The sequence below is a fragment of the Cellulomonas septica genome, from assembly GCF_012396155.1.
In the GTDB taxonomy this organism is placed as follows: domain Bacteria; phylum Actinomycetota; class Actinomycetes; order Actinomycetales; family Cellulomonadaceae; genus Cellulomonas; species Cellulomonas septica.
Genome location: NZ_JAAXOY010000914.1, coordinates 1 through 1,007 on the forward strand (window position 1 = coordinate 1; position 1,007 = coordinate 1,007).

The 1,007-nt window shown below is 76.2% G+C and carries 1 protein-coding gene; it reads left to right on the forward strand.

All coding sequences use genetic code 11. From position 1 onward, the window contains the following. Window positions 1-1,007: hypothetical protein (locus tag HGA02_RS20245; RefSeq protein WP_168681230.1), on the forward strand; the 1,007-nt coding region annotated here is incomplete at both ends.

Sequence of the window (1,007 nt, forward strand, 5' to 3'; positions counted from 1 at the left end):
GAGGGCGCGGATCGCGCGCGCGAGGTGCGCGTCGACGCCCGCAGGGCGCTCGGCGACCGCGCGCTGGAGCGCGACTGGGTCGGAGCCCTCACGGCCTCCGTGCACGACCCGCTGCTGCTCGGGCTGCCCTACCGCGACCTCGTCGCGCTCCACCTGCGCGCGGGCGACACCGCCGCCGTCGAGCGCGTCGTCCGGTTCCTCGGGACGTCCGACGTGCCGCTGCTGCGCGGCGCGGTGTTCGACGTCCTCTCCACCTACGCGGAGCGGTCGCCCGACGCCGCGACCGCGTTCCTGGTCCGCGTCGCCGTGCACGACGCACCCGAGCTCCAGCGCATCGCCCTTCACGCGACGTGCCTGCTGCCCGCCACCGCGCAGGCCGACGTGTACGCGGGCGTCGTGACCGACCCCGACAGCACCGACGCGCACGCCGTGGCCGCCGCGTTCGCGCTGTACTCGAACGGCACGTCGGACCCGCAGCGGCTCATCGGCGACGTGCTCGACCGGGTCGTCGGGCGGCTGCACGTCTTCCCGCCGCGCCGCGGCACGTGGCCGCTCGTGACCTTCTTCTCGCAGGTCACCATGACGAACTACGTCAACGGGTGCGCCGACCCCGCGGTCGTGGACGCGACGAGCCGCCTGTGGCGGCACGTCCTGGTCGACCGCATCGGGGTGCTGCGCCCGTGGGGCCCGCTCGTCCAGCGGCTCGTCGTCGAGGGCGTCGTCGCGCGCCGCATCGCCCGTCGCGTGCTGCTCCTGTTCACCCCGCCGGGCCGGCCCGACGGACCGGTCGAGCTGGGTGGTGACCGGCCCGAGTCGCCCGCCGCGCGGCGCGTGCTCGCGGGTCTCGACCCGCACGCCGACGTCGGCGCCCTGACGTCGGACCTGCGCACGCTGCTCGCGTCCGGCACGACCATGTTCCGCGTGCTCGCCGCGCTGGTCGTCGCGGTCCACGGCCTCGCCGACGCCGCCGGGACGGACATCGGCTTCGCGCTCGACCCGAACCGCCT